This window comes from Zobellia uliginosa, from assembly GCF_900156625.1.
GTDB lineage: Bacteria > Bacteroidota > Bacteroidia > Flavobacteriales > Flavobacteriaceae > Zobellia > Zobellia uliginosa.
Window position 1 is genome coordinate 14,857 of the sequence record NZ_FTOB01000011.1, and the last position, 23,743, is coordinate 38,599.

Below are 23,743 nucleotides of genomic sequence, written 5' to 3' on the forward strand. Positions count from 1 at the left end.
ATGAAAAAACGAACACTTTTATACGTTGCCTTTATAGCCTTGCTTTGTTCCTGCGAAAATACGGGCTCGGCGTATGAACGGGCAAAAGGGGCAAAGCCCAATATAATATTCATTTTAGCCGATGACCTAGGTTATGGGGATTTAGGTTGTTATGGGCAAAAAACCATATTGACACCACACATTGACCGTATGGCCTCAGAGGGTTTGCGATTTACCCAACACTATGCAGGGGCTACGGTATGTGCCCCGTCTAGAAATAGTCTTATGACCGGACAGCACATGGGCCATACCACGATTAAATCTATGGAAAAACCCATAAAAGATAATGACCTTACCGTGGCAGAGGTGCTTAAGGGTGCCGGATACCGAACAGGGGTAATAGGAAAATGGGGCTTGGGAAATGTGGGTACGTCAGGATACGCCAATGCCCAAGGATTCGATTATTCCTTTGGTTATTACGATCAAATTAGGGCACATAATTACTATCCGGACTACCTTATGGAAAATGGTGAAAAGTTTCCTTTGAAAAATGAAGTGGTTTATGTTACCGATAGTACGAATTACGCAGTAGGTATCGGTAATGCTGCTGTGAAAAAGAAAGAGTACTCAAATGACCTCTTCACACAAAAGGCTTTGGATTATATAAAAAATGATACAAAAGAACCTTTCTTTCTATATCTCGCCTATACCATACCGCACGCCAATAATGAGAGCTTTTTAATTAACGAGCACGGTATGGAAGTGCCGGATTTTGGGATTTATGATAAAGAACCGTGGCCATCAGAAAAAAAAGCCGGTGCGTCAATGATAACCAGATTGGATAGTTATGTAGGTCAAATATTGGATTTGCTCAAGGAAAATAACCTCGATGAGAATACGCTTGTAATTTTCACTTCCGATAACGGACCGCACCAAGAGGGAGGGTGGCGATTAGATTATTTTGACAGCAATGGACCTTTGCGGGGAATGAAAAGAGATTTATATGAAGGAGGTATACGAGTACCGTTTATAGCAAGATGGCCTGGGAAAATAAAAAAAGGGGAAACTGACCAAGTAGTGTCTTTTTGGGATTTTTTACCTACGGCATGTGAGTTATCAGGTCAGGATCAACCTATTTCAACTGATGGAATTTCATATTTACCGACTCTTTTAGGGGATAATGAACAGCAAGAACAACATTCTTTTTTGTATTGGGAATTCAAAACGAGCATTTCAAGACATGCGGTACGGTCGGGCGATTATAAATTGGTGACCATCAAAGACCCTAAAATCGATTCTACAAGTATTGAATTGTATAACCTTGCCGATGACATATCGGAAAAAAGGAATATTGCCGATCAAAACCCTGCAATGGTAAGCGATTTGGAGGCTATAATAAATAGATTTCGATAATAATGTATAAATCAAGGCCATAACACCATATACATATGAAGATACACTATAGAAGTAAAGGTTTGATCAAACGGAACTTGAACAATTCCCCTTTGTTCTTTATGTTTTTTATTGCGATTTCCCTATTGTTGAACAGTTGTAAAGAAAAATCGGAAAAGCGTATAGCGGAAATCGAAACCAAGGTGATATCTTCTTCAAACCGGCAAGAATTGTATGACCTCTATACCCATCTACATGAAAATTTTAAGCGCTTAAGCACAAAGGTAATTCAACCGGCTGAGGGCTATTTGGAATATCCATACCTTATACCGGCTGGGTTTTACAAACAAATGTGGGATTGGGACGGGTTTTTTATGGGGAATTATTTTGTGAGTAAGGGTAGGCCTGAATATCTGAAGTATTGGGCGCTGAACTTGATCAAGGGGATAGATGAAGTGGGGTACGTATCGGGCTGTGCAACAATAAATGGACCTCGGCCTATATTCGGAAAGTTTGCTATGAAACCTTTTTTGTCTCAAGGTGTATATTTAGCTTCTGAAAAATTGAACGATTTTGAATGGGTAAAGCCTCATTACGATCAAATTAAAAAGGTATTGGAGTACAGGGAGAGAACCCAGAGGGATAGTATTACCGGCCTGTTTTTTTGGGATATTGCCATGCAGAGTGGGGCAGACAATAACCCCGCTCTTAATTATTTTATAGAGGATAAACGTTCTTTTTTAGCTCCTGACGCTAGTACATGGCAATACAAAGAATATATTGCTCATTCCGCACTCGCAAAAAAAATGGGGAAAGAGGCAGATGCTCTTTTGTACGAGCGGAAAGCAAAGGAGCTAAAAGTGGCAATCAACAAAATTCTATGGTCCGAAGAAGATTCTATTTTTTACACGGTAGATAGGGAAACGGGTGATTTCTATAAAAGGGTTACTTTTTCCTCTTTTTTACCATTGACAGCCCATATCGTTCCAAAAATCAAGGCAAAAAAAATGATAGAAACGTATTTGCTGAGTGAGCATCATATGAAGGCTAAATATGGTTTTAGAACACTTTCTGTACAGGATCCCGACTATAACAATAAAAACATTATTGTTCCTTTTTCAAATTGGCAAGGTCCTGTATGGCCCATAGCGAACTATATCTATTCCATAGGTTTAAAAAATTATGGATACGACCAAGAGATCGCTTGGTTGGCGCAAACCGTAGGCAATTTATTGTTAGACGATATTGCAAAGTACAAAACGACCCATGAAAATTATCATGCGGATACAGGCCAACCATTGGCTCCAAGCGATGACCATATTGATGAAGATGGCAATATAATCGGATTTATAAGTTGGAACCTCTGTATGGAAAACGTGCTTGACGGGGTGGTCAATGATAATTGGATGTTACTCGAAATAAAACAATAAAACACAACTAATCGAGAATAGAGGTTCTTGAAGGTACTTATAAAGAATTAGTGTAAAATAGAATTCTTGATAAATTTTATATAGGGTTAAGACTCAGTGTTTAAGGGGAGCCATTCTTAAAGCGAACAGGGGGTGGCTGGCAAAAAAAATGAATTTTACCAACTTTTTTACGGAAGGCATGTGGGGTGTGGTTTCGATAGTTTTAAGAAGTTTCCGTTGAGGTGGATTCATAAGAAAAGAACAAGATGAAACTAAGGCATAAGAATGCTTAGGGTTGGTTTCTAAATTGCCCTCCCGGAGAGGGAGGGAGCGTTTCGAAAAGGTTGAAAATAACCTTAATGTATATGTCGCTTCCTAAATTAAAGAGGAAGCCCCCTTAGCATCATTCGTAAAATGAAAAAAACAATCTTAATATGTTGAATCAGGATTTTGCAAACAATGGATTTATGCATTTAGACCGGCTATTGTCTTTTGATGAAGTGGTAGGGCTAAGGAAAGTGTACGATACGCTTTTGGAAGATAAGAAACTTACTGCTGGGTTGCGAAGCGATTTGTCCGGTAATAATACAAAATCACAAGCTGTTGAGAAAATTACTCAAATCATGCTTCCCAGTCGCATTGAGCCCCGGCTTTTACAACAGCAAGTCTATTTAAAAGCACTGCGGTGGGCGCAGAATTTGTTGGGTGATGATATGGCCCTCGATTTTGATATGCTAATAAATAAGGCACCATTAACGAATACCGAAACACCTTGGCATCAAGATGCTGCGTATTGGATCGATTTGCCGGATAAAAGATCGGTAAGTTGTTGGATAGCATTAGATGATGTTTATGAAGAGAATGGGTGTATGTGGTTTGCTCCCAGATGTGATACCAATCTACTCAAACATACTCATAGTAAAGAAGGCGGAGCCTTAACCATTGATGTAAGTCCAAAAAATGGTAGACCTATACCTCTGAAGGCGGGAGGGTGTACATTTCATGATGGTTTTACTTTGCACTATAGTAAAGGGAATAGCACCAATGGACCGCGACGAGCCTTGATCTTGAATTATAGACCTCATAAAATGATAGCGCTAGAACGTGAACAAGGGATGGATCATACGGGAAAACGACAATTTAGGAAGTAAAATGGTCTGTTTTTTTTCGGAAAGAAGAAAAACTAAATCTAAAATATAAAAGCCTTAAAGCACGATTGGCTTGTTGACCGGACAAACATATTTTTAGCGCACGATTTAGACGAAATAAATAATTAGTGAATTTTAAGCTACCTACATACACTAATTTTGCTAATTTTAAATGCCGATAACTCTCTGCTTTTTCATTTTTTTAAGGAATCAATTGGTTTTTTTGGACTGATTTAAGAGGAATCTACAAATCAGCTATGGTCAGATTTACGTCTATAGTGAAATGTCAAAAAATCATATATGGATATAGTTAGCTTTTTTGTAAAGGATTTGAAATAGAATTCAAAATAAAATTTTCAGAATGAAAAGAAGACAATTTATTACAAACACAGTTTCTGCCGGTGTCGTAAGTGCCTTATCTCCAACATTGTTAACAGCCTCTTCCATGTTGACTATGAAAGATCCCAGAAGGGTTAATGATGATATATCGTTAGCGCAATGGGCCTTGGTAGATGAATTTAAATCCGGAAAATTGAACACTTTGGATTTTCCGCGTATAGCTAGGGAAGGTTTTGATTTAAACGGCATTGAGTTTGTGAATATTCTATTTGATGTACCTACTTCTAGATATATTAATGAGCTTAAAAAAAATGCCAATGACCATGGTGTTGAAATGGTACTGATGATGGTAGATCAAGAAGGGGAAACTGCAGCGGAAACGGCCAAAGCAAGAAAGCAAACTGTAGACAATCATAAAAAATGGATTGACATAGCCCAAGAATTGGGATGCCATGCTGTAAGGACCAACTGTAGAGGTCCTGAAGGAGCGGACAAAGATGAAGCTCTAAAATGGGCTGCGGACACCTATAATATGATGTTAGAGTATGCAATTCCGGCCAATGTTAGTATTTGTATCGAAAACCATGGAGGATTGTCGAATGATACGGATTGGATGCTTGCTTTAATGAAAGAAGTTGATAATCTTTATTTTGGTTCCTACCCAGATTGGCGCGAACCAAGTGAATCTTTTGACAATTACAATTTTTTGAAGCAAATGCTTCCTTATGCCAAAGGAATGTCATTCAGAAACCAACCTACCGAAGAAATAGCTATAAAGATGATTAACCTTTGTAAAGAAAGTGGTTATAGGGGGTATTATGGTATAGAATCCAAAGGACGAAAAGAAATTAAACAAGCTATAAAAACCTTAAGGAAGCATTTGTTAAATGAATAAAGTAGTTGCTTTTGTATAGCTTAAATATTTTGAAGATTGGGAACTCTTTATTATGATGGATTATGGTTGGCAGTTATTCAAATGTTTTCCTAAAAGCAGCCTAGCTTAATGGAATAATATCCTTGGTGGCAACTTCTTTTGAGGGTTGTGCCCAAGTAGGGAATAATCGTAGCAGTTGCGCTAAAACCACGGTATTCAAGTATTAAACCCTTATAGACCTTAATTTTCAATTCATGGGCATTTGTATTGATAGTAGTTCACTTGGCAATGGATATGTGTAATTATTAAGAATAGATATTTTTCTTTCGTTTAATTGGGCCAAATTCTATAACTATCTATAGGGCAAATAAAACGATAGGTTTAGAAATGGCCTGAAACTTCTTGTTGGGAATATTTGCCCAGGTGTTTGGTAAGTTGAAATAAGTTGTGATCAAACTTGGACCTATGGTCTTTACTGTACAAAAATAAAGTATTTGTAAAATTTTAATCTATAGTATGATGGTCAGACTAGATATATAAAAGGTTCCCGAGATAGTTAAGTAGCAAAAAATCAAAATAACAAATCATCAATTGATAAAACCAATATTTGTAATATGGAAAGAATTCTCACCAAACTAACTGTAGGTTTAACAATTATTTCTGTTCTATTATCATGTGGCGAAAGTACTGCTGTTAAAAAAGTAGTCAAAACAAAACCAAATATCTTATGGATTATAGCAGAGGATTTATCTCCTTACCTAGGGTGTTACGGAGACTCGATAAACCAAGGGCATACACCGGTAATAGATAGTTTGGCTAAAGATGGTGTCTTATATAAAAGGGCTTATGCCACCGCTCCTGTTTGTTCGGCAAGTAGATCGGCCTTAATTACCGGAGTAATGCAAACCACTACCGGCACACATAATCATAGATCGAGTAGGTTTACTAATGGAGAGGTCGTTCCGGATAGCTTGCGTATACTTCTACCGGAAGGAATGAAAACCGTTCCCGAATTAATGAAGGAGGCGGGCTATTTTACTTTTAACAGTGGTAAGGACGATTATAATTTTCATTATAATAGAAAATCACTTTATGATGTAGGTACCCAAGATGATTATGTTATAGGTATGAACGGTTGGCAAGGAAATTTTGCTAAAGAATTTAAAACGGTCAAAAATTATGTGTGGAGTTCAAGGAAGGATAAAAACCAACCTTGGTTTGGACAGGTACAAATAGATGGAGGAAAAAAAGACTACAAATATGTTCGTGAGGGGGAGAAGTTAGCCGTTAACGATGTTCCTTTACCTCCTTATTTTCCAGACATTCCATCACAAAGGGAAGCGTGGACAAGACACTACAATGCCAATAGGGGATCTGATGTTGCCGTAGAGCGCATTTTAGATCAGTTGGAGGCTGACGGGGAATTGGAAAATACAATAATATTTTTCTTTTCTGATCACGGAAGTCCAACCTCATTGCGGCACAAGCAGTTTTGTTATGAGGGAGGAATGCAAGTGCCTTTGATCATTACAGGCTCTCACCCCAATATTCAACAAGGAAAAGTTGTAGATGAATTGGTTTCATTGTTAGATGTATCTGCTACAACTTTATCATTGGGCGGGGCAGAGATGCCGGGGTATTTAGACGGTCAGGATTTATTTAACAAAGAATTTAAAGGTTCTAAATATGTTATTGGGGCAAGGGATAGGTGCGATTATACCATAGATAAGATTAGAACGGTAGTATCGGAAAATTATAGGTACATAAAAAATTACTATCCGAACAGACCTATGTTGCAAGCAGGTTATAGAGATGGCAGACCTATTGTCACTGGCTTAAAAAAAGCCCGTAAAGATGGTCTTTTAACAGAGTATCAAGAAAAATTTTGGTTTGGGGTAAGGCCTGTTCATGAATTGTACGATTTAAAGAATGACATACATCAAATCAATAATTTGGCATTAAACCCTAAGTACGCATCCATTTTGAAAGAACACCAAGCGGTATTGGAAAATTGGGTACTGGAAACAGGAGACAAGGCTCAAGGACAAGAATCTGCTGCTCAATTAAAAGCTACCTACGATTTATGGAAAGATGTAGCACCTTTTAAAAATGCAAAGATAAACCCCGAATACGATCAGTTTAAGTAAGAAATGACTAACCCTAAAAGCACGTATGCTTATTAACAGCAGTTGGCGCATACCAGCGAATGTTTGTAGTGAAGCTAAAAGCGTGTCATGTATTATTGTGTTGGTGTTTTTCTTGATTGTATTTTCCCGGAGACACGCCATATTTTTCCTTGAATAATTTACTGAAATGGGAGCTACTCTTAAAACCTGTGAGCTGATAGGTTTCTTGAACGGTTAATTTTTCATGAACCAAGAGGTTGGCAGCTTTCTGTAGTCGGTAGCTTTTCAATAATTCATATGGCGTTTGGTTTGTTAAGACCTTGACCTTTTGAAAAAAATGAGTGCGGTTTAGATATAGTTTTTTAGCAAGACTGTTAAGGTCAAAATTTTGGTTGTCTACATTTTCCTCAATTAAGCTGTAGAGTTTATCAAGAAAGGCATTGTCGTTTCTACTATTTCTATTGTCTTTGGTCAATGGCATGCCTATTTGGTACCTTTCGCTAAGCCGTTTGCGGTTGATAAGTAACGCTTCGGTCCGTGTGATAAGCCTCTTAGGGTCAAAGGGTTTTTTTATATAAGCGTCGGCCCCGTCTTTAATTCCGCGCAAGTGGTCTTTTATATTGGTCAATGCGGTCAATAGAATTACCGGAATATGGCTAGTTTGTAAATTCGATTTAATTTTTAAGCATAGCTCTAAACCGTTCATTTCAGGCATTTGTATGTCGCTAATAATTATATCGGGCCATTGGTTTTCTACGGCATTTATGCACTCTTGTCCATTTCTAAAGCTTTGTACCTTAAAGTATTGGGATAATAGTTTTGAGACATAGACTCTCATTTCCAAGTTATCTTCCACGTAAAAAACCAATGCTTCTTGAAATTCGCCCGTAACATCTATATGATCTAAGGTATTGTTTTCTACAAGCTCACTACTTAAAGAGACTTCTTTCTCTTTTGGTAGTTCAATTTGTTCTACGGAAAGCTCGGTATCCTTAGACTGTTTTTTAACAATTGGAAGTTTAAAGGTGATTTTAGTGCCTTTGCCCGGTTCGCTCTCCGCATGAATATATCCGTAATGCATTTCTACAAGGCGTTTAGAGAAAGCTAGGCCAATACCGGAACCGCTTAGGTGGCTACTTTTTATTTTGTGGGATTGGTAAAATCTTTCAAATATGTGTTTTTGATCTACTTCGTCAATACCAATGCCCGTATCGATAACGGATACGATCAAGTTTTTCTCCTCGCTCCTGTATTCTATTTTAATACTATCATTGGTTTGTGTGTACTTAAAGGCATTATTCACTAGGTTATTCACTATTTTTTCTAATTTATCCCTGTCGGCAACAACTATAATGGAAGAATCCTCACCAACCAAATCGAATCCCTTTTTGTCGTTAGTTGCCATAAATCTGAAGTCTTCCGTAATTTCTTCGATGAAGGTTTTAAAATCAAACCTCGTATAGTTCATTTTTAATAGGTTTGAATCTGCCCTTCTAAAATCTTGTACTTGCTCTATAAGCTCATATATTTTTTTTAATTGACGCTTTATCAGGCTTAACTTATCCGTAAGGTCTGGACTTTCGGAGAACTCTTGAAGAAGGGTGTTTGTTGGGCCTTCGATTAACGTTAGAGGTGTTTTTATCTCGTGGGAAATATTCGAGAAGAAACGCAGTTTTGCTTCGTTTACCTCTTTTACATTATTGATGGTGAGTTGTTCTATCTCGACTTTATGATTCAGTTTTTGAATCTTTAAAAGAGTTTGGTTAATAATAAAACCCACAATCAGAATTAGTAGAATATAGGCTGCATAGGCGAGTTTGGTTTTCCAAAATGGAGGGGAAATTAGTATATTGATTTTTTTAGGGTCGGTCCATTCATTTATGGAATTGGAAGCCATACCTTGTAACTCGTAATCGCCAGGTGGCAAACCGCTATAGGAGATGTTCTTTTGGTCGGAAGGAACTTCTATCCATTCTTCGTTCATTGGAAACAACCTGTATTTTATGGTATGGTTTAAAGGGGTTGTAAAATGAAGGCTCGTTAATTCTAGAGAGAATACATTTTCATCATGTTTTAATTCAATAGTTTGGGTTTGGGATAAAGGTTTCTTCAGTAAAACTCTGCCATTAATAGAATCACCGGCTTTTACTGATTTATTGAGTAACTTAAAATTCCCGAAAGCGAACTTTGGTAAGGGTTCATTGTTGGGTATTTCTTCCGGTTTAAAATAGCAGATACCGTTTAAACCGGAAAAAACCATGTAACCGTTCTTCAAGAACAGACTAGCGTACCAAAAATCCTCAAAAGGAAGCCCATCCGTAGAGTGAAAACTCCGTATGGTATAATTTTTAGTATTAAGTTTATTGAGTCCAATGTTGGTGGTTACCCAAAGGTTATGGTCATGGTCATATTGGATGCTTTTGATGACATTGTTAGATAGCCCCTGTTCTTCGGTGAAGCAAATAAATTCTGGATTTGGGGTATCTTCGGTCATCTTACATATTCCGCCACCTTCAGTTCCTATCCATAGCTCCTTATTGGGGAGTCTGATAATAGAACTTACAAAATCCATAGGTAAAGACTTGGAGTCGTCGGCATCGTGCTGATACTGCTGTATCTTAGTATGTTTCAAAGGCCCTTCTGAATCTATTTTGAACAACCCTTTTTTATAGCTTCCGATCCATATATTGCTGTTTAAGGGGTCGGTGTATATGCATCTTACATATTTCAGTTGCTTATCCTTGAAAAAAAGATTGTCATTTAAGGTTTCAATGTTTATGATGTCATTTTTGTCATTCAGAATTATTTTATAAACCCCGGTCATGCCAATGATCCAAATGTTACCCTGTTTGTCCTCGGTATAAGAACTTATATGGGTATATTGGGGCAAACTTTTTGTGTCGGTTTTAATTATTTCGTAATTCTTGCTTCCGGCTTTAATTCTGCACAATCCTATATCTTTAATTTTTGCCCATAAGTTCTTTCTTGAATCATAAAAGACGTTCCCTAAGTTTGTTTTTTCTTCATCATTTATATGAATTTTAGGGGCTTCAAATTTTTGAGATTTGGTGTTGAACAAGTATATACCTCCCTGATCGGAACTGACATAGATTCTATTGTTGTCCAAGGGGGACATATTTGTAATGTTATTTGACCTAAAACCAAGGGGGTCCGCCATAGATGAATTGTAGGTTTTAAAAGGATTATTGCTAATCCTAAATTGGTATAGCCCTTTATTAAAGGTGCCTAGCCAACAATCTCCTAAGGATGTCTGGTAAAAAACACTGGATTTAATCGTATTGGTTTCAAATTCAAAGTAAGAAATATCATAGTCAGAATTGTTTTTCAAGTCTGAAGCATCGTTTAACCGCATGAATCCATCATTGAGTATTCCTAACCAAACATTATTTGAATTATCTACCATGCAATTCTTAAATGAATATTGGGGAAAGTCTACCCTGGTAATTTCAAAAGTGTACTTACTACCTTGTTTGTTTGAATGAATAACGGCCATACCTCCTACGGGGAGGGTTGTCAAAAGTGTATTTCTATCTACTTGCTCAATAGAGTTACATGAATATATTTGTTCACTTAAAACTCGCTTAAAGGTTTTTTTCTCTAGATTGAACAGAAGCAAGCCATAGGATGTGGAGTACAGATAGTTATTTGGGTCTAACTGGGTACCGTCATAAATTATTCCTGTTCGTGATTTGTTAACAAAGGGAAAGGCATAAGATGCAACAAAACTATAATCATCTTTATACACCAACAAGCCATAATTCTCAGTAGCACATAAAATGAGGTCAGAGGTATTGCTCATTATATGTCGTATAGCAGGCTTGTCCTTATTATTCGGGAACTGGTCCGCTGTAAGGTCGTAAAATTCCTCCTTTGTGGTGTTGTAGACGCTTAATCCTTCATCGGTTCCAATCCATATATTTTCATTTTTATCTTCAAATAGAGATCTTACACGATTATTTGCCAGCGGCTTATTTGTATTTGTATTTTTTATAGTAACAAATTCATAACCATTATAAAGACTAAGCCCTTCATAGGTTCCTACCCACAAAAAACCATTTGAATCCTCCAAAATAGAGGTTACACCGTTATGGGCCAGTCCGTCTATGGTCGTATAGTGTTTAGAGGGATTGGTTATCTGTTCTTGGGCGAAGGATGTGAGGGAGATCAGAAACAGATACAATATCAAAAAGACGCGCCTTGCCCCAAATCTTATATGACTCGTTATAAATAGGCAAGATTGAAATAAGGTCGATTGTTCCGATTCTAAATTAATCATGTTTATTCTAAGGGATATTTTCTCATTTGAAACTTAAAACGCAATGGTTGATGTTAATTTTTAAGACACATACTTATCAATAGGTGCTACAAAACTGAGTGAAAATTTAAGATTTTTTTAATTTTTGGGCTACTCTATAATTTTTCTGTTAAAACTACATATTTGTACGTACGGTCAGGCTTTGGCCCTTGGTTTTATATAGAATATTTACTGAGAAGCATTATTAATTTACCATGTGACATTTTCTTCTGTGTTCATATTTCAATATTTGGGATATGATTAACATATAGAACAAATGTCAAAACCATTTTATTCAAGAAAATTACATATTCTAATTTTACTTACAATCATTTTTTCTTTATCAGCATGTTTTTCTGATAAAAATGGTAAGATAAAATTATTACATTTTAGTTCAGATATTTCTTCTGATGCTACTCCTTTCGTATTGAAAGAATTATTGGATAAAGAAAACGAGGGGGTTTCAAAAATTACGTTCGAAAAAGGAGAGTATCATTTTTATCCAGATAAAGGCTTAGAAAAGTTTTGTTATATATCCAACCATAATGATGTTGTAATAAAAACGGCGTTTCCTCTTTCTCAAATGAAAGGCCTAACGATAGATGGGCAAGGGGCCACTTTTGTCTTTCATGGAAAAATGATACCCTTTTTGATAGATGGATCGACAAATATAGCTATCAAAAACCTTTCCATAGATTGGGAGGTCCCTTTTCACAGTGAGGCACTTATTGTCGCAAACGATTTGGAAAACAAAACCTTTGATCTAAAAATAGCGAAGGAATACCCCTATGAGATCCGCAATGGTCAGTTGTATTTTATTAAAGAATCTTACGAACACAATTTGGGTCAGGCCATATTATATGACCCTGAAAGAAGGGCCATCGCCTATAATACGGAAGACTATACCCCTTTGACCATTTACAATAACTTACCTAATAAAAATACCAAAACTGCTGTTGCCTACAAGTATAAAGTTGATTCACACGACCCCGTTCAAAATAGAATAGCTAGGGAATATGCGTTACGGGTAGAGGAACTTGAACCCGGACTCGTTAGAGTTTACAATCATAGGAAAAAAATTCCTCCCGTAGGAAAAGTACTGGTCTGTAAAGGCGAGCAACATGCCAATAGATTGGCGCCTGCAATCAGAATTACAAATACGAACGGTTTTAACGCAAAAAATGTAAAGGTGCACCATGCGGGAGGCATGGGGTTGATTGCGGAAAATTCTTCTGACCTGATACTAGATCGTTTTGATGTGACGCCCTCACGCGGAAGAATGGTTTCCACTACTGCAGATGCAACACATTTTGTGGGCTGCAGGGGAAGAATAGAGCTAAAGAAGTGCATTTTTAAGAATCAGCTAGACGATGCCACCAATGTACATGGTACTTATCAAGAAGTTGTTGATGTTATTGATGAGTTTACCATTGGTGTGCGTATGGGGCATTATCAACAACAAGGCTTTGTTATTGGTAAACCTAAGGATAAAGTGGGGCTGGTACGGTTGAAAAACTCATTTTTCCCTTATGACAGTCTTACCATAAAAAGCGTACAGAAACTCAATAGCCGGTATCAGAAAATTACGTTTAACGAATCTTTGCCAGCATCGCTTGAGAGCGGAGATTTAATAGAAAATCTATCCGCATACCCAGAAATGCTATTGGTAGAGGATTGTATTATTAGTAACAATAGGGCAAGAGGCTTGCTTTTATCTACACCTAACGAGACTGTAATTAGAAATAACTTTTTTAGTACCGAGATGGAGGCGCTTTTGATTCCCGTAGAAAGTGGACACTGGTTCGAGTCTGGGAATGGGGCCAACATTAGTATCATAGATAATACTTTTCAAGATTGTAATCATAGCGGTTATAACCGCGGGGTAATACGCTTTGTTACGGATGATGACAATCACAATATTGCCTTCAACAATATAAATATTAAAGGAAACACCTTTAACCATTTTGATAATCTCATTCTTGAAGTTGCCAACACGGATGGACTGGTTTTTCAGGAAAATGTGATTACCAATTCAAAAACCTTTCCTAAACGGCATAATCAGAAATCGGCATTTAGATTAAAGTCATCGCGTAATATTCAATTTAAGAAAAACACATATGAAGGAGACGCAGAGACCGTGGTAGAGGTAGAGGGTAATATGCAAAAAGTAGAATTCAATTAATCACTAATAACCAATACTCAAAAGGTAAACTCAGGACAAAATAGTTTTTTAAAGAAGTCATATGCATTACATGGCATGATGGGATATAAATACGAGAAGCTATAGAATGCCCAGGGGTTTAGCTACCTAGATTAACTAACTAATATTAAACCTATGAAATTCAAACAGGGAACAATTTTTATGAAGTTGCAGGGCGATTGTCCTCGAATACTATTTTTTCTGATTTTATGTTGCAGCATGGCCGTTCATGCGCAAGAGGTAAGCAAAGTAACAGGTACTGTTGTTGATGCAGAAGATGGAGTCCCCATACCGGGTGTTTCTATTGTAAAAAAGGGAACCAATATAGGGGTTTCGACAGACTTTGACGGAAATTATTCCATTGCCGCGAAACAAGGCGATATTTTGGAATTTAGCTATATAGGAATGGAGTTTCAAGCCATTACTGTATCCGAACCGGTTTTAAACGTGCGTATGAAGGCCGATGTAGAAAACCTTGAGGAGGTAGTGGTAATTGGTTACGGAGCGGTTAAAAAGAAGGAGCTGACAGGTGCCGTTGCTAGTGTTAAGGGCGATGATTTGGAAAACATCGTTACCCAAGATTTAGGTACGGCCCTACAAGGTCAGGTTTCCGGGGTTAACATTGTAAGTTCCGGCCAGCCCGGAGCCGCATCGGAAATATTAATTAGGGGCATAACCAGTATATCTGGATCAAATACGCCATTGTATGTGGTAGATGGTATACCACAGGAAGGTGACCCAAGAATAGCTCCAAGTGATATTGAATCCATTGATATATTAAAGGATGCCTCATCTGCGGCTATTTATGGAACTAGGGGGGCTTCAGGTGTTATCTTGATTACAACAAAGCAAGGTAAGCAAGGGGCATTATCCGTACGTGTAGACGCTTCTTACGGTTTTCAGAAAGTTCCTTCAGGAATCGATTTAATGAATACAGAGGAGCAAACCTATTTTAATTTGGTTTCTGAGAGAAATGAAACGGGTAGTACCGATGATGTTACGGTTTTAACCTTGGCAAGAAGCCCACAAGGTTTTCAGAACAATACAGATATAAGGGACATTATTATACGCGAGAATACCCCGTTTAAGAATTACTCGGTAAACGTATCCGGAGGCGGTAACGACATCAAATATAATGTCTCTACCAGTTTGTATGATACCGAAGGGGTAATTATAAACTCAGATTTTAAAAGATTCAATACTAGGGTCAATACTACTTATACGCGTGGTAAATGGGGTATAAATGCAAGTGTTGGTATGAGTCGTGAAGATCGGTCACGTGAACCGGGAGGAATAATAAATCAAGTTATTAGATATCTTCCAACGCAACAAGGTTTAGAAGCTATAGGTTCTGATGAACCCTTAGTGGAAGTTAGGTCTACTGAGTCAAATCGATTGGGATGGGTTTTGAATAGCTTGAGCAGTACTGATATTGAGCGAACCGTAAGAACTTTTGCCTCTTTTAATGTCAACTATGAAATTGTTAAAGGGCTTAATGTCTGGTCTAGAATTGGTGTAAACGAGTCTAACGGATATAGAGATAGGTTTTTAGGATATACCCCTGTATTTACAGCAGAAGGAGAGCTTATAAACAATCCGTCCGATAGCTTTGCCGAAAGTCGTGCTAACCAAAGGTCTTCAAATGTTTGGGAAACCGTGCTGACCTATAAAAATCAACTTTCCGAAGATCATAATCTAACCTTAACGGCTGGGTATACACAGGAAGAATATAGCGGAAAAGATTTTAGCGCTAAAAAATTTGGCGTGCAGAATAACGATATCAGGGTTTTGGACAATGCCACAATTAACCCTGATGCACAATCGGGTTTTTACTATAACTCAACTATTCTTGGCATGTTGGGAAGATTGCAATACAATTATAAAGGCAAGTATTTCTTGAGTTCTAGTGTACGTAGAGATGGGTCTTCAAAATTTGGGGAGAGTAGACGTTGGGGACTTTTTCCTTCGGTATCCGTTTCGTGGAACGTATCCGATGAGGGTTTTTGGAAACCACTTAAGAATGTGGTCAACAACTTTAAACTTCGGGCCAATAGAGGTTCCTTGGGGAATAATAGATTTGGAGATTATGCCTTTTCCGCTGCCATTGCTAGTGGTATAGATTATTCTTTTGGTACAGGAGACGGTGTTTTGAACATTGGTTCCGCACAGTCGGAATTCGCTAATGCCCTTGTGAAGTGGGAAACTAAAAAGGAAGTGAACTTTGGGGCTGATTTTGGTCTTTTCAAAAACAAGATAACCCTATCTGCAGATATTTATAACATTAAGAATGAAGATATGCTGTTTCCTATTGTCTTACCTGGTTCTGCAGGTGGTGGCGGTAATTCCCAAATTGTCTTGAATGTTGGGAATATGACAAATAAAGGAGCGGAGTTGGCCATAGGGTACCGAGAAAAAATAGGCCGGTTTAATTTTAATATGAACGGAACATTCACTACCAATGAAAACAAGATTACGAAGATATCAGGGGATAAAGGTTTCATTTTCACAAATGATTATGGACTCGTAAGTGGAGCAAGGGTAGAATCTCAAGTAACCGTACTCGCCGAAGGTTACGAAGCCGGTGCCTTCTTTTTAAGGAAAACGAACGGTATTGCCGATACACCGGAAAAGTTGGCGGAATATCAAGAGATAGACCCGGCTGCTAAGATGGGGGATGTCGTCTACATCGATTCCAATGGCGATGGCAGTATATCGGATGCCGATAGGGTATACAGTGGTAGCGGACTGCCCGAATATGAGATTGGCTATAATTTTAATGCAAATTATAAAGGTGTTGATTTTTCCATGCAGTGGTATGCTGCTTTGGGTCACGAGATTATGAATGGGTCAAAGGCAACCGCGTATGCTTACGGTAGGCACAAAGATCTTATTTACGCATGGTCAGAATCAAATACTTCAACTCCCATACCCGCTTTTAGAGGAGATATAAAAGCGCACCCCAATTTTAGGGGATACAATGATTTATGGTTGGAAGACGGTGATTATGTACGATTAAAAAATGTGACTTTAGGCTATAGCTTTCCTAGAAAATTAGTCGAGAAGGCAGGATTGTCCAAATTCAGGATATATGCCACGGCCCAAAACCTTTTGACCATTACGGATTATGAAGGATATAACCCGGAAATAGGGGGAGGGATCAGTGCACGAGGTTTGGATAAGGGTAATTACCCAATAACATCTCAATATTTATTTGGATTGGAGTTTAATTTTTAATGTGCAATTATTATGATACGAATTACTATAAAATACATCTGTTTAATATGTTTTTCATCGGTATTACTCACTTCTTGTGATGATGAAATTCTAGATCAAACAGACCCTAACAGAATTTCTACAGCTAGTTTTTGGAAAAACTTGGATGAGACCAACAGTACTTTGACCGCTACCTATGCTACCATGTTCAATCATTATGTTTTAGGTTTAGTGGAAGAATCATGGCGTTCGGATATGGGGTGGCCTGGTTTTGGTAGGCCAACACCTGGCGACGGAACAGGAAGAACCTACTATTTCAAAACCTATACCAATAGTGACAAATCTATCCAGAATAAATGGGACGGATTGTACCAAGGTATATCCCGGGCCAACCAAACCATAAACGGTCTCAAAGCTTTAGAGGGGGAAGTAGATGAGGAAGAATGGACGTTGCAAATGGCCCAAGCCCGTTTCTTCAGGGGCCTGTTCCATTTTTATTTGCATACGAGCTTTAATAATGGAAATGTCATAATTAGGGACGATGTTCCCGTTACTCAGGAAGATTTCAATAAAGGGGTTTCCCCTTCGGAGGAAGTAATGGAGTTCTTTAGGGAGGACCTAGAGTACGCATATCAAAATTTACCGGCTAAATATGAAAATCTAAGTGCAAATCAAGGTCGCGTCACGGCAGGTACAGCGGCAACCATATTGGGTACTAGCTTTTTGTACGAGAAAGAATACACGAAAGCCTTGGCGCTATTTAATGATGTTATAGATAATCCTGATTACGGTTATAAGCTGGTAGATGCTAATGTTCTTTTCACAATTGAAGGGGAATTTAATGCAGAATCCATTTTTGAAATCCCATATAATGTGATACATAGACCAGAGCTGAGTCAATGGGATGAATTAAGCCAAACCAATAGATATGGGTTTCTGTTCTCGGGTGTAACGGTATCTATGCCCGCATGGATTCAATACAAATACAAGACAGAACCCATGGATGTTTTGGATGAGCGAAATTATTATGTGGACCCTGTTGAGGGTAGAAAATTGCGTAACGTTCCGTTAAGGGCTTCCCAAATGGTAACATTGATCGAAGATGAGCAAACGCTGTATTACCTAGACGATAATGTTAGTGAGAACATGAAAAAAGGTGCTAGGGGCTGGGGTTTTGGTCATTCTAAAAAGTATAGCAATCACGACCACTTGGAAAGCGAGGATGATAATCCGGAAGGCACCTGGAATTCTGGAAAAAACGTAACGGTTAACAGGTTGGCAGAAGTGTACTTAATGCGTGCAGAGTGTTTGATACAGACTGGAAACGTTGCAGGTGCTTTGGCTGATATTAACAAAATTCGTGAAAGATGGGGATTGCAATTGCTTGGCCCGGCCATGGATAGCAACCATACCTATGACGAAGTAGCGTATACCGAAGAATCATTGATGGATCGTCTAATGTATGTGGAAAAACCTCTGGAACTATCCAATGAAGGACATTCTATAAGATGGACAGATTTGAGAAGATGGGGAATTATAAAGGAAAACTTTGATAGGTTGGCAAGCGAGGTTTACTACGCGGTACCTTACAATTTCACAAGGTTGGATGGTTCAAAGGGTTGGAACGATGCATCTGTAGTTATGGGCCCGGAACCTGCTGAATTTGAGTTGTTGGTAGATTTTGAATACGACTTGACCGCCCAGAATTACAATCCGGAGTTGCATGATTACTTACCGATCCCGCTTAGTGAAATAAATGCGAATTCAAACATAGAATAACCAAAAAAATCAATTATGAAAACGATTAGATTATTAATGATATGTTTTTTGGCGGTATCGACCAGTTGCCAAAATGACGATGAATATGAGGCTCCCGATACCTTGTCGGATGTGGCTTATTATACCAGTGTGTTTCCAGGTTCACCGTTTAATGCATCTGCGGAAAAAGACTTTATATCTTTTATGGATGCTTCCCAAGGAGCCATAAGCCATGAGTGGACTATTGAAGAGGGAAACTTCTTTTTAAGACCGGGTTTTAAAGTCAATGATTCCTTGCCAATTTTTATTAATGAAGAACTTGGTTTGACCACTACGGATAAGACCGCCCATGTAATGTTCATGAATGAAGGGATAAACAAAGTTTGTCTGAAAAATACCTTTAGTGAACCGGTAACCTTACAGACCGAAGACGGACCTATTTCTGCAGTACAGGAGGGTGATGTCTATATTTTTGAAAAATGTTTCGAAATCGACGTTTTTGCCAAAGACATTCAACCGGCCTTCAAAGTGTTACAGGACGGTGAGGAAATATTGAGGGTCGGTGCAAACGACGTAATAAATGAAGATATCAGCACTTGGCCGGTAGTAGATGTTGAAGTAAATAAAACGTTGACCTTTGTTGATCTAACTACCGTAGGAAGACCCAACGATAGAACCTGGAGTTTGTCAGGGATACCACAAACTTCTACCGATTCCGTAGCTGAGGTAGCATTCTTGAATTTTGGCACTACAACAACTGTTGGAAATATAAAGTCTTCTCGTATAGCTCCTTTACCCACTGCTTCTACTTTTATGCAAATCCCTTTAAGGGTGAGAGTAGTTTCTTCTTCTCAACCTTTTGAGATCTTGAGTGAAATATCAGAAAATGAATCCGGTAAATTAACATTTCAGGTCTCAGGTGTGTTAGACCCGGCTTCCTTGTCCGGTGAAAGTGCAAATTTTACGGTTAATGTAGTAAATGAAGCTTCAGGATTTGATCAAAATATTGCAGTACAACAGATAGGTGTTAATCCTGAAGACGGTTCAATATTAGAGATGACTTTAGCTGAACCTGTGTATAACTCGGATAAGATTACAGTATCCTATGCCGGGGGCAATATCCTATCTACCGATCAAAGAGTATTAAATTCTTTTGAAGAGAAGATCGCAACACTAAGTGCTGGGGAAGATGTTCTTGCATCGGATGAGCGCTATAGTTTTGAAATTGAGGAGGATAGGGGTAACGGCGGTAATACGGCGGGTTGGTGGACCAATCATAACAATCCGTGGTATTTTATGGGAACACGCGATATTTCTGCCGCGGACGGTACCCGAGTGGTACGTTTTCATGCGGATGATTATGCCACGGTACCCGATGTTACATGGTTTTGGGGCTTAAGTGCAGCAGAAACTGCAGCCTTGGTTCCCAACGCCGGAACCTATAGACTTTCAATAAAAGTGTACCGGGAGTCTGGATCTACCATTGGTGCATTTGTAATCAACACCAACCCGGAATGGGTCATAAGTATAATCGATTTTAGTGAAGGAGAAGATGGTCAATGGGTAACCTATGAGGTGGATGTAGAATTGACAGATGCTATGGAAAGGTTGAATATAGGGGTTCGAAAGGCAGATAACCCTGGTGTTTCCGGCCCCCAGACATTTTATATAGACGATATAAAGCTTGCCCCAATCGAGGCGAGACCCTAGTTTATAATTTGAGTAGTTGTGTGTTAGTGTAAGTTTCCCCCTCTGGGACCTTTGTTCCGGGGGGAATTTTAATCATTATAATTAAAACAAAAGACCTGATGTAAAATGAAAAAAAACTTTGTAAAACGATTGATTATTGAAACTGCTGGTACAAGAGGGCGTCACCCTTGACCAGATTAACTGCACTATGTCCCCTAAATATTACCACTCTGATACCACTGTATCCAGAGAATTAACCTAAAAAAATAAAACTATGGAAAAGAGAATACTGAATCTTTTTGTGCAAATGATATTTGTTTTTTGTGTAGGCTATTCGGCGACCGCACAGAGAACTAGAATTCCGAAAATAAATATTGAAGATTTTTCCGGTACGGAAGAAGAAGCCAATCTTAAAATAGAGGCGCTTAACGAACTTATTTCAGAGGCTGAAAACTTGGGAATAGACGCTACAAAAGAAAAAATGGCGGTTCGGTTGGCCCAAATATTTTTGTTTTATGCCAACTGGGACGAAAAAAATAGAAGTGCATACGAAAAAATGTTCGAAGAATTGCACAGCTTTCATGAAACAACACCTGAAATACTTGCAGAGTATCTACCCGTATATGAACGTAGTGAAGTGATTACGGTTCTTGATAAGGCGATCACCACCATTAATAGACTGATCAGTGGTGAGATATCACGAAACCCTATACCTAATATTGACTGGTCACAAATAACCTATGAGAACAATAAGCAGGTGTATGATGGTAAGCCTGTTTTCTTAGCGGACTATACCTGGCAAAAAGACAAGGCGGGCCCACATGATATTACCACTTACTTTGGTAATTATGGCAGTCTTTACATAGACCCAGCTATGGTAGAAAATGAGGAAGGTGATATAACACCGTGGGTATTAAGCGATATAAATAGTAAACCATCGGGCAATTTTGGGATTATGTTTATAGGTCATACTAGATTTCCAAGTTGGCTTGAAACCAAATATCCGGATATACGTACAGGTGGAGGTCTTTTTACTAAATATGATATTAGTAATCCCGGGGCCCGTGAAGTTAACCGCAAATTATTTGAAGGAATCATCCCTAGTTTAAAAGGGAAAAAATTTGTGGAACAAGGTTATATGCTTAGCAATGAACCGCATTGGAATCTTTCCGGAAATTGGGAAACGGTACAATTTTCTAATTACGCTATGGATAGCCTTAAGACTTGGCTTAAAGATAAGCACCATAACATAGCAAACCTAAATGCCCTATGGAACAAGAATTACTCAAGTTTTGAAGAAGTATCGGTAACCGTTCCCATGTCGGAAGTAGAGCGTGGAAAGCCAGTTTGGTACGATGTTATGAAATTCAACCAAGAACGTGCGAATAACTGGTTTAGTTTTTTACACGATGAGGTTAAAAAAAATGACCCAAATGCAAAAACACATATTAAGTTAATTCCGCTCCATTGGTCGGGAAACGATAGACATCAAGGTCTAGATTTTGAAACACTCACCAGTATAACGGATCATATCGGTAATGATGCGGGAGCAAAAAATTCCCTAAGGTGGGGGGCAAAACAAGATTGGGAAGACAGGTATCATTTTCTCTGGAGACACCTAAGTATGCCGTATGATTTCTTTAGGTCGGTTTCACCGAATAAAATCAATTACAATTCCGAAGTACATTTCTTACAGGCACCTGCATTCACAGATTTGTTTTTAGACCCGAATTATGTAAGGTCGGTTTATTGGTTGGCCGTCTTGCAAGGAATGAACTCCTCACAGACTTGGTTCTGGCCACGATTGGAAGATGGATCTTTTCGTTTGGGGCATGATTCTGTAAAAGAGTTGGCCGGGTCCGCAATTAACCAACCTCAAGTCATACATGAGATTACTTCTACTATGATGGATATAAATTCACATGCAGAAACTATTGATGCGCTACAAAACTTGAAACAACCTATCAGAATTTTTTATTCGGAAACATCGGCCATAAATAAAAAAGAACATATGGACGATATTTTTGATATATACGAATCACTGTATTTTGAGGGTGTACCCATTGGTTTTGCTACGCAAAAAATCATAACTGATCAGAATAACGCCCTATGGGATGTGGTCGTAGTTCATAAGACAGATTATGTTGCAGAAGAAGAATTGAATGCTTTACAGGCTTATTTGGATAAGGGGGGTACCGTAATTCTAGATGCGGTCAGCTTAAAAAAAGATGAGTACGGAAGAAATCATGGTGTAGCTTTAAATACAAACAACGGAGGGAAAATTTTAAGAAGTTCATCTCTTTCCGATATGGTTTCCAATGCGCTAGAAATTGCAGATTCAAAGGGTAGGCTTCCTAACGTAGTTTTGGAAGAAACTAATGATTTAGGATTAAAGGGGTGTGTCTGGAGAGGCTATCGAAGTCGTACCGGAGAGGATATCATCAATGTTATTAATATAGGAAAAGGGAAGGCTAATATAGCTCTGAAATTAAATAACTCTTCAGAGGAATTGGTAGTCACCGATCTGCTGACAAACGAGAGACTGGATAGTAATTTCACTATGGATCCTGAGACGGTGTACCTATTGGCGGTGCGTCAAAGAAGCGATGAGGATAATCGATTTAAAATTACAACAACGGCAGAAACATGTCCCGATAAAAACAATGGATCCATTCATATAGTTGCCGATTTTGAGCAAAACTATACCGCAAAATTGAATAATGAAGATTTTGAGTTTACCAAAGACCTGACAATTGAGGATGTTACCCCGGGGGCCTATGAATTATGTCTTACGACGGGTGAAAACGATATATCTTCATGCTATAACTTAACAGTAAAGGAAGCTGTTACTATAAAGGGACAATCTAGCGTAGCTACCAATAAATTAAATATGACAATTGAAAAAGGTACCGCGCCGTTCAGGGTTTTGGTCAATGACGAACAAGTATACGAAACACATGCGAACTCTTTTAGCATAGACGTCCAAAATGGCGATGAGGTTCAGGTTAAGACCGATCGCGAATGCGAGGGGGGGATAAATAAGGTAATCTCTTCTTATGGGGAGATACTTATGGCTCCCAACCCTTCGGATGGTGTGGTGGAGATTCATGTGCCTACAAGAAAAAAGACGATTCAAATTAATTTAAGCAATCTTCAGTTTCAATTAATTTCCTCGAAGGTATATCCTGTAAGCTCTGGTATAGTAAAGTTAGACTTGACCGACAGTCCCGCTGGTGTTTATCTAGCAACAATTATGCTTGATGAGGTGGTTACGGTTAAAATTATTAAAGAGTAGAATGTT

11 protein-coding genes are annotated in these 23,743 nt (G+C 38.3%); 10 read left to right on the plus strand and 1 reads right to left on the minus strand.

From position 1 onward, the window contains the following. The 5 genes from BW980_RS20715 to BW980_RS20735 all read left to right on the plus strand — a co-directional run bounded on the left by BW980_RS20715 (position 1) and on the right by BW980_RS20735 (position 7,288). The gene (locus tag BW980_RS20715) at positions 1-1,392 is read left to right on the plus strand and encodes an arylsulfatase (protein WP_076457071.1); all 1,392 of its coding nucleotides are present in this window, start codon (positions 1-3) and stop codon (positions 1,390-1,392) included. A 35-nt stretch (positions 1,393-1,427) separates the two neighbouring features. Next, entirely contained in the window at positions 1,428-2,801 is a 1,374-nt protein-coding gene (locus tag BW980_RS20720; RefSeq protein ID WP_083690576.1) for an MGH1-like glycoside hydrolase domain-containing protein, read from the plus strand. A gap of 413 nt (positions 2,802-3,214) precedes the next feature. Then, positions 3,215-3,931 (plus strand): phytanoyl-CoA dioxygenase family protein, encoded by a 717-nt coding sequence (locus tag BW980_RS20725; protein ID WP_175609932.1) that lies wholly within the window; start codon positions 3,215-3,217, stop codon positions 3,929-3,931. A 358-nt stretch (positions 3,932-4,289) separates the two neighbouring features. Then, complete coding sequence (locus tag BW980_RS20730; protein WP_083690577.1) at positions 4,290-5,162, plus strand: sugar phosphate isomerase/epimerase family protein; 873 nt, start codon at positions 4,290-4,292, stop codon at positions 5,160-5,162. A gap of 593 nt (positions 5,163-5,755) precedes the next feature. After that, positions 5,756-7,288, plus strand: a complete 1,533-nt coding sequence (locus tag BW980_RS20735; RefSeq protein ID WP_076457074.1) for a sulfatase family protein — start codon at positions 5,756-5,758, stop codon at positions 7,286-7,288. An 85-nt stretch (positions 7,289-7,373) separates the two neighbouring features. On the opposite strand, the gene BW980_RS20740 is transcribed toward BW980_RS20735, so the two are convergent. Beyond that, positions 7,374-11,474: a hybrid sensor histidine kinase/response regulator transcription factor gene (locus BW980_RS20740; protein WP_175609933.1), complete on the minus strand. Its 4,101-nt coding sequence runs from the start codon at positions 11,472-11,474 to the stop codon at positions 7,374-7,376. Between the two features lie 691 nt (positions 11,475-12,165). On the opposite strand from BW980_RS20740, the gene BW980_RS20745 reads away from it, so the two are divergent. From BW980_RS20745 to BW980_RS20765, 5 genes are all read left to right on the plus strand, one after another. Next, entirely contained in the window at positions 12,166-13,764 is a 1,599-nt protein-coding gene (locus BW980_RS20745; protein ID WP_245800126.1) for a right-handed parallel beta-helix repeat-containing protein, read from the plus strand. 153 nt (positions 13,765-13,917) lie between these two features. After that, on the plus strand, positions 13,918-17,016 hold the full coding sequence (locus tag BW980_RS20750) for a SusC/RagA family TonB-linked outer membrane protein (RefSeq protein ID WP_076457077.1): 3,099 nt from the start codon (positions 13,918-13,920) through the stop codon (positions 17,014-17,016). 12 nt (positions 17,017-17,028) lie between these two features. Then, entirely contained in the window at positions 17,029-18,774 is a 1,746-nt protein-coding gene (locus BW980_RS20755; protein ID WP_076457078.1) for a RagB/SusD family nutrient uptake outer membrane protein, read from the plus strand. Between the two features lie 15 nt (positions 18,775-18,789). Beyond that, complete coding sequence (locus tag BW980_RS20760; protein ID WP_139327755.1) at positions 18,790-20,463, plus strand: hypothetical protein; 1,674 nt, start codon at positions 18,790-18,792, stop codon at positions 20,461-20,463. Positions 20,464-20,716: 253 nt separating this feature from the next. Beyond that, complete coding sequence (locus BW980_RS20765; protein ID WP_139327756.1) at positions 20,717-23,737, plus strand: beta-galactosidase; 3,021 nt, start codon at positions 20,717-20,719, stop codon at positions 23,735-23,737. Positions 23,738-23,743 lie beyond the last annotated feature (6 nt).